This window comes from Bradyrhizobium sp. (genome assembly GCF_035570375.1).
Lineage (GTDB): Bacteria > Pseudomonadota > Alphaproteobacteria > Rhizobiales > Xanthobacteraceae > Bradyrhizobium.
This window is the reverse complement of the sequence record NZ_DATMLW010000079.1, coordinates 1-7,168: the sequence shown is the minus strand read 5'-3', so window position 1 is coordinate 7,168 and position 7,168 is coordinate 1. Positions and strand designations below refer to the sequence as shown.

Annotated in this window: 7 protein-coding genes; 3 read left to right on the top strand and 4 right to left on the bottom strand. The window is 60.2% G+C overall.

Annotated elements, in window-relative coordinates; all coding sequences use genetic code 11:
* Positions 1–270: hypothetical protein (locus tag VNX23_RS09130; RefSeq protein WP_325629214.1), on the top strand; the 270-nt coding region annotated here is incomplete at its 5' end.
* A 118-nt stretch (positions 271–388) separates the two neighbouring features.
* Here the strand turns inward: VNX23_RS09130 and VNX23_RS09125 are convergent.
* Positions 389–778 (bottom strand): hypothetical protein, encoded by a 390-nt coding sequence (locus tag VNX23_RS09125; RefSeq protein ID WP_325629212.1) that lies wholly within the window; start codon positions 776–778, stop codon positions 389–391.
* 388 nt (positions 779–1,166) lie between these two features.
* On the bottom strand, positions 1,167–1,301 hold the full coding sequence (locus tag VNX23_RS09120) for a hypothetical protein (protein WP_325629211.1): 135 nt from the start codon (positions 1,299–1,301) through the stop codon (positions 1,167–1,169).
* A gap of 213 nt (positions 1,302–1,514) precedes the next feature.
* Between VNX23_RS09120 and VNX23_RS09115 the strand changes: the two genes are divergently transcribed.
* Positions 1,515–1,916, top strand: coding sequence for a hypothetical protein (locus tag VNX23_RS09115; protein WP_325629209.1), 402 nt, complete (start codon positions 1,515–1,517; stop codon positions 1,914–1,916).
* A gap of 32 nt (positions 1,917–1,948) precedes the next feature.
* On the opposite strand, the gene VNX23_RS09110 is transcribed toward VNX23_RS09115, so the two are convergent.
* Positions 1,949–3,685, bottom strand: a complete 1,737-nt coding sequence (locus tag VNX23_RS09110) for a methyl-accepting chemotaxis protein (protein WP_325629207.1) — start codon at positions 3,683–3,685, stop codon at positions 1,949–1,951.
* Between the two features lie 314 nt (positions 3,686–3,999).
* Here VNX23_RS09110 and VNX23_RS09105 point away from each other — a divergent pair, with 314 nt between their 5' ends.
* Positions 4,000–4,278 carry a hypothetical protein gene (locus VNX23_RS09105; RefSeq protein WP_325629205.1) on the top strand — a complete coding sequence of 93 codons (279 nt, stop codon included), beginning with the start codon at positions 4,000–4,002 and terminating at the stop codon, positions 4,276–4,278.
* Between the two features lie 80 nt (positions 4,279–4,358).
* Here the strand turns inward: VNX23_RS09105 and VNX23_RS09100 are convergent, their stop codons facing one another.
* Entirely contained in the window at positions 4,359–7,157 is a 2,799-nt protein-coding gene (locus VNX23_RS09100; protein WP_325629203.1) for a di-heme-cytochrome C peroxidase, read from the bottom strand.
* Positions 7,158–7,168: the final 11 nt, after the last annotated feature.

The following is a 7,168-nucleotide window of genomic DNA, read 5'->3' as shown; positions in this document are numbered from 1 at the left end:
CGGCCCAGATTTCTCCTTGAATTTGCACGAATCGGCAAACAGTCTGACCAAACAGAATTCACAACACCAACAACACTGAAGAATTCTAGGAATCAGACGGGGGGAACGGCTGTGAGCACCATGCTATGGTTAGTTGGGCTTTGGCTCGTATCTAATGGCTTAATTGCAGCCTTCTTGATCTGGCGACGACGTGGCCGGACCGACAACGTGCAGCGCATGCCGTTTCTCGTGCTTTCTCAGGATTCGAGCGCGCCACCACCGAGTGTTTGATCTGAGCACGAAATTCTCCGCAGCAACTTATATATGCTGCGAGAGTCGGTGGGGGTGTCGCGAAGGCTCGAGCGTGCGATCGGCGCTGGCGCGTGAGTGGGCACAACTTGTGCAAAAATCAGACGCCGCCCGGTGCGACGTAGCAATAAACATAGTCCCCTCTGCTCAAGAAGATGATCCCGTGACCTGTCGGATTGGATTGATCATATTTCAGCTTGTGGTTCGGAACGACGATCTTTGTTCCGATGTCGATATGCTTGCGACGTAACGGTTCATCGGGTCGGGGGTCCGTAATGATGGCGACGTATTTGTCGCCATCGACTTCAAAGGAATCCGCCCAGTAGGCATCTGCCTCGCCGCAACATGAAACGGCGGGATTGTCCGGCTGCGTCAACGCCTGGTACCATTGGCGTATGTGCGGTTCAGTTGCTTCCCATTGTCCCAAGTCACGGGCATTCGCTACGCTCAATACGCAACTGAACGCTGCACCAAGGACGAGGCTTTTCATGCCACACTCCTGAGTTTCCCAGCCAGTTCGTTTAAAGCAATGTTCGTGCCGCGAATCAGTTCGTCGTGATAGTCTAATTTAAGTTAGAATTTTACGACGCCGCGGCCACACTCTGTATTTATTTGCTGATCAAGGTTCCAGCCTGGCTCGCTTCTGCCGCGCTATGCCACACAAGGCGGAGACGCTGTTGTGACGGGCGAGCGCAGCTGGATGACGTCTCCCTCCGGAGCGCGGTCGATTGAATCGGGATTTGCGGTGGAGGGTCCGGCGAGCGGATTTGTCGCTCTGAATGTTCGGCCGGCGCGAGGCGGCAACTTTGGAGTCGCGGCGACTACAGTCACGTCAAGTTGTTGCCGATTGATCCCGAATATCGATCACAAGAGGTGATTCATCGGAGATCGGGCCGGCCTTGCCAGACATAAAGCAGGACAAGTCCGACGGTGACCATTGTGGAAAAAATCGCGATGGCGAGCGTCCAGTCGATGTGCTTGCTTGAACGGCGTCCGACTGTCAGAATCGCCATCAGGGCTTTGTAGTTGATCTTTCGCATCTGGCCAGACGCTCCGTCCCACCGCTGATCGCGTGCGCTTCCAAAGCTAGCATGTTTCGGCAAGCGGGGGATGGTTTCCTGGGTGACTGCAACTCAACGCAAGTCAGCGGGGGGACTCAGGTTTGGGATTCCGTTGGAATTTCCTAACTCGCCCGTTTCGGCTTACAGCAAGCAGCGGAGATTGAAATGTCCCAGCTCACGATTTTCCTTGCGAGATCCATCGGGCTTTTCACGGTCCTGCTCGTGGCCGGCTTCATGGCGCGCGGCGGGACTGTTATCGAGGCCACGGTCGAGGACGAAGCGGTCATGATAAGCTACGCCATCATCAGCCTGGCAATGGGGGTCGCGATGGTCGTCGGTCACAATGTCTGGTCTGGCGGAGCGCTGCCGGTGGTCGTTACGTTGGTAGGATGGCTCATCCTCGCCAAAGGCTTTACGCTTCTGGTTCTTGCCCCCGACGAGATGGCCGCGATGGTTCAGCGGATGGGATATGCAGAGCATTATCGCCTCCTTCTCACGCCGGCGCTGGTCGTTGGGCTATATCTGACCTGGGCCGGGTTTTCGTCGCGATCAGCGCACCAGAACTGAATGCGCAAGGCGAATTGCCGGCGCATCAGGTGTTATGCCGCGCGGACGCTGTCGAGGAATTTCTCGACCTCGTCCCGCAGGTGGATGCTCACTTCGGACAAGGCTCTTGCCGATTTCAGCATCTGACTTGATGTCGTCTCCGTTTCGCCCGCGCCACGAGCTACGCGCTCGATATTTTCAGCGACATCCAGGGTGCCGCTCGCCGCGGCCTGGACGCCTTTGGCGATGCTCTGGGTAGCGATGCCCTGCTGTTCGACCGCAGCCGAGATCGACGTCGTGATCTCGCTGATGCGCTCGATCGTCAGCCCGATCGCCTTGATGGCATCGACGGACTCTGCGGTTGCACGCTGCATGTTGACGATGTGCGAGCTGATTTCGTCGGTTGCCTTGGCGGTTTGACCGGCGAGGTTCTTGACCTCCTGCGCGACCACTGCAAATCCGCGACCCGCATCGCCGGCGCGCGCGGCCTCGATCGTGGCGTTGAGCGCGAGCAAATTGGTCTGTTCTGCAATCGATGTGATCAGCTTCACCACGTGCCCGATCTGGTCGCCCGCAGCCGACAATTCGGCCATGCGTTGATCGGTTGCGTCGGCTTGCTTGACCGCTTCGGCGGCAACGCCATTGGAATCCTGCACGCGGCGGCTGATTTCGACGATCGATCCCGACAATTCATTCGATGCGGCCGCCGCGCCGCGGACATGTTCGGACGCCTGTCTTGAGGCGTTGGCGGACTGGCTGGACATTTCCGCCGTCGATTCTGCCGTCAACGAGAGTTGCCGGGCATCTTTCTCGAACCGACCCGAAGAGTTCAACACCTGTTCGATGATGCCGCCTATCTTGGCGCGGAACGCCTCGACAAACCGGTCACGCTCCACCTTGCGCTGTTCCATCGCCTGCTTGTCGGCGTTCATCCGCTCGGTCTCGATCTGGCGACGTTCGATGCGGGCGTTCCTGAAAACATCGACGGTACGCGCGATCACGCCGATTTCGTCGTTGCGATCGGCGTGCCGAACCTCAACATCCGTCCGCCCCTCGGCAAGGACGGTCAGCGTTTCCGCCACCGCCCGCAGCGGCTTGGTGACGCGGCGTACGAGCACCATCGTCGCCAGGAGCGCCAGCAAGGCGGCAATGCAGGCGGCCACGGCCATGGCCGTGATCGCCTGCCACAGCATGCCGTCGAGCTCCGCGGTGGCAATGCCGACGTAGATGATGCCGATCACCTTGCCGGTCGAATTGAACACCGGCTGGTAGGCCGTATAAAAACGGCGACCGAACAGTATCGCCGGACCCTTGTACGCCTCACCGCGGCGAAGCAGCGCTTGCCCGGGATGATCGGCTGCGAGCTGGGTGCCGACCGCGCGGTCACCATTTTCCTTCTTCACATTCGTGGTTCGGCGAACAAACTGCTGGGATGCATCGTCGTATACGAAAAGCGTCGCATTGCCGCCGACAAACGAGACCGCCCGATCGACGATCCGGTGATCGCTGAATTCCGGCATTTTCGCAATTTCGACGCGGTCGACGATTCCGTCGCGCAGGCCGATCTTCGCATCCGGATAGGCTTCGCCGAAGGCGAGGGTGAGGGTGCGAAGGTTGAGGTCGATATCGTGTTCTGCGCGGATGGCGAAGTCGTGTGTCAGCGACCAGTAACCGGCACCGACCAGAAGCGCCGTATTGATCGCAATCAAGAGCGCCGCGCTGATGACGGCCTTGGGTCCCAGGTTCAGCCGCGAAAAGGGAAGGGTGCTTCCCCCGAATCGGAGCGTCATGCAACTTCTCCTCAAAGAGCGGCACGACGCTACCGCGTGATGTTTAAGATAATATTCACCATCGAGGTCGGGCGACTTCGAAGCAACGTTTTTCAATACCATTTTACCGTAAACTCCCGCAAAACCCGGTTCGATTCGTTGCCGGTTGCTTGAAAGCGAATCTTCGCGAGCCGCGCGGTGCCGCGAGCGCAAAACCATGAACGGATAATTTCGAATTCAAGCGGCCCAAAAATGCCCGAGAGTTCAGCAATGGGTCGTATTGGTGCCGAAGGGGGTCCGGTGATATGCCAGAAAAAAATGGAGGGAGCATTCGTATGAGAGTTCTTGGAGCCGCAGCCGCCGTCGCACTGTTGCTGGCTGCGCCCGCCTACGCACAGAGAGGGGCTCCGTCGGCTCCGCAGGATCCGCCCAAGTCGCAAACCCAGATCGAGCAGGAAAAGGCGACCGAGAACGCCTACAAGCGATCGCTCCGCAATATCCCTGACCAGCCTGCCGCCGACCCGTGGGGCGGTGCGCGCGCCGTAGAGGCGCCAAAACCCGTCGCCAAGGACCCCCCGGCAAAGCGCAGCAAGGCGAGCACCACGGCCAATTAGCCGCTCGAGGCCATGCGGGGGCCTTGGAGCAACGATAGGGTGGGAGAAAGGGCGTCCCTGCGCGTTGCCTTTCCCCCGCCCTACAGGGTCTTCAAATATTCGATCAGGTCGTAGCGCTCGTCGTCCGTCAGCTTGCGGCCGATGACGCCGGGTTTGTCTGGCCCCGGGGTCCCTTCCAGCGAATGGCCGAGAACGCCGTTGCCGTGGATCGCCGACCCGTCGGGATTGGTCGCCGAGAACAGGATCTCGCCCTTCCTGCAACTTGGCTTTTCTCCCTCTACGACGCGATATCCGACCTGCTGCGGATCGAAGTCGCGCAAGCCCATGCAGAATTGCGTGGGCCGCTCGGCTGCGGGCCTGAGCATCCAATAGAGCGAGGGCACCGAACCATTGTGCAGATAGGGCGCTGTCGCCCAAACGCCATTCAACGGGCGCGCGCGGTAGTGAATGATCTTCTGGATTTTGGGGTTGGGACAATTTGTCCGTTTTCCCCACAGAGCCTCGCGATCTTCCTTCGACAGATTGTGATCGTCCATCCATTTCCGGTTGGTGCGGTCGACCGCAATCATCAGGGCGAGCGAGAACTGCATGTCGGTTGAGGCGGCGGGCATACCCTGGCAGCCCCAAACCTGTCCAAGGTCTCGCTCTGGCTGCATGTCGAGGAAGCCAGGCACAGCGACCATGCGCGAATGCAGCACCTCGGCCTGAGCCGGGTCCGTGCCCATCCCGCCCACGGCCTTCTGGACGGGATTAAACACCGGCCCATCGGAAATCCATTTCCCCTCACTTTCCTTGTCCCATTTTCCCTCTTTCGAAATTGACCAAAAACTCTCCTCGGGGAACTGGCTGTCAAACACGGCGTCGTCGACCGGGCCGCGATGGCATTCGGCGCAAATTTCGGCATAGATCGCGCGGCCTCTTGCGACGCGCGCCGGATCGATTTTCCAGGCGGGATCGTCGGGGAAGACCTGTGACGGCCATTTCGGTGACTTCAGCCCGGCAAAACCCTTTGGATCTTGTTCAAGAGGGTTGGGACCGCGCAGCATGGTTTCGATGCGATCGAGATTTTCCAAGGCGATCGACGAGCGGAAAAGCGCCGCCAGCGGGGCGTCCGGCGAAAGATTTATCAGGGCCGAGACGCCGAGCGCCTCGCCGGCGTTGCGGATCAGCGGCTGCTCGATCGAAGCATCGTATTGAGCCCACCAGAACCACGGCACCGACCAGATCGGCGGGAAGCTCACAGGCGCATCGCGAGCGCGCAGGTTTTTCTCAAAGCCCCTGAGCCCACTCAAGTCGAGGTCGATATAGAAGACCTGATTGCCGATCCGGTTGAGCGCGTCGAGCCGCCCGAATCCTTCGAGCGTATCCTTGGCATATGCCTTGCCTTGGATTTTTATTTGGGTGCGAAGGGTGCTCCAGGTGGCCGACAGGTCGTTTTTGAGCTGGTTGTACGCCGCGGGATCCGGGTCCGGCCCCAGCACACGCGTGGCGAAGCGTTGGAAGCGGCCAGGTACGTAGACGGTGTAGAAAATGGACAGGCCGGTCGCTTGTTCGAGCTTGAAGAGGTCCACCATGGCCGGACCGCCGTCGAAGCGCACACTTGTGCCTTTGTAGCGGATGCTTCCCGCATGACAGGCCGCACAGGTCAAGCCGAGTCTGTCCAATGCCGGCTTGCCGGTTGTTGGATCCGCCCCACCCACGAGGCGCGCGAAACCGACGGGCAAGCCGTCGAAATTTTCGGCCGGCGTCGGTTTTAGGTGAGCCGCGGACTCAGGGATCGGGGGCGCATTGGATGAAGACGAATAGCCAAAGTGGCGCAATGTCGCAGAATCGGTGTGGATGGTCTTCGGGCTCGGCAGGAATCCGAACCGCTCGAGATAGTCGCTGTCCTTGAGCAGGCCGGGTCGGCCCACCAGGCGAATGCCCGGTTGCTCCAAGGCGACAAACCAGTCGTAGGGCACCGGAAATGTCGCAGTGCCCTGGCTGGCATGATGGAACCAGTGCCTGTCTTCGGTCGACCAATTCTGGTCGAGCCAAACCGCAGCCTTTGTTGCGGGGGTGTCGGGCAAGGGAGGGGGCAGCAGTTGGGCAAGCGGCGTTATGATAGCGCCGACCTGGTCAGGGAATTCGGCGATTGCAATCACCGCGGCCGCTGTTGCGGCACCCGTCCAGAGCAGCGCCTTGCCGAGGAAGCGAGCCAGGCCGCCCTTCGCGGGCGCAGGGGCGGACAACAGGCGCGCAACGATACGATCGGGAAACCGCCGCTCCACGAACAGCGTCCTGACTTCGGCCACGCTGAGGTAGCGTTTGTTGCCTTCGCCCTTGCCCATGATGTTGAGCAGAATCGGCCACTCGCCTCTCATCAGGAACCGATCGATCGGACGCCTCGAGCCCTTGGCACGCTCGAAATTCGCCTTCATGTAAGCCGTAATTTCCCGGCTCGTCAGTCCACGCTCGACTCCCCCGGCCGTATCTGGCCGGTCCTTGCCAAACTTGGCCAGGCGCGCAATTTCCGCTTCGTGAACCTCAGCTTTCGCATCGAGAATTCGAGAGCCGACGCCGTGTTTGTCCAAGGGTCCATCTCGCAACGCGTCGAGCTGAGCGCCCGACCGCCAGCTTCGCCAGAGGCGCCGGAGGCTGAGACCGTTGGCGGCGAGCGCAACGCCATAGATTGCAAGGCCGTCCAGCCTTTCTTTCAGTCCCTTGTTGCCGGTCGCGGCCTCGATGGTCCGGGTAAGCTTTGGAAGCGGGACGATATGTCCGCCGACGAAGCCGCCCGCCACAAGCGCGCGCAGGAAGGGACAGGGATTGTTGGGGGAAACGAGAGTCTGCTGGTCGGGTGTGCCGTCTGCAGGTGAACCAACGCGGTCGTCTTGCATGAGACTTCAAC

Bases quoted from the DNA above. Each gene is read 5' to 3' on its own strand.
- VNX23_RS09120 (WP_325629211.1), bottom strand. From the start codon at position 1,301: ATGGCGATTCTGACAGTCGGACGCCGTTCAAGCAAGCACATCGACTGG.
- VNX23_RS09110 (WP_325629207.1), bottom strand. From the start codon at position 3,685: ATGACGCTCCGATTCGGGGGAAGCACCCTTCCCTTTTCGCGGCTGAAC.
- VNX23_RS09125 (WP_325629212.1), bottom strand. From the start codon at position 778: ATGAAAAGCCTCGTCCTTGGTGCAGCGTTCAGTTGCGTATTGAGCGTA.
- VNX23_RS09105 (WP_325629205.1), top strand. From the start codon at position 4,000: ATGAGAGTTCTTGGAGCCGCAGCCGCCGTCGCACTGTTGCTGGCTGCG.
- VNX23_RS09115 (WP_325629209.1), top strand. From the start codon at position 1,515: ATGTCCCAGCTCACGATTTTCCTTGCGAGATCCATCGGGCTTTTCACG.
- VNX23_RS09100 (WP_325629203.1), bottom strand. From the start codon at position 7,157: ATGCAAGACGACCGCGTTGGTTCACCTGCAGACGGCACACCCGACCAG.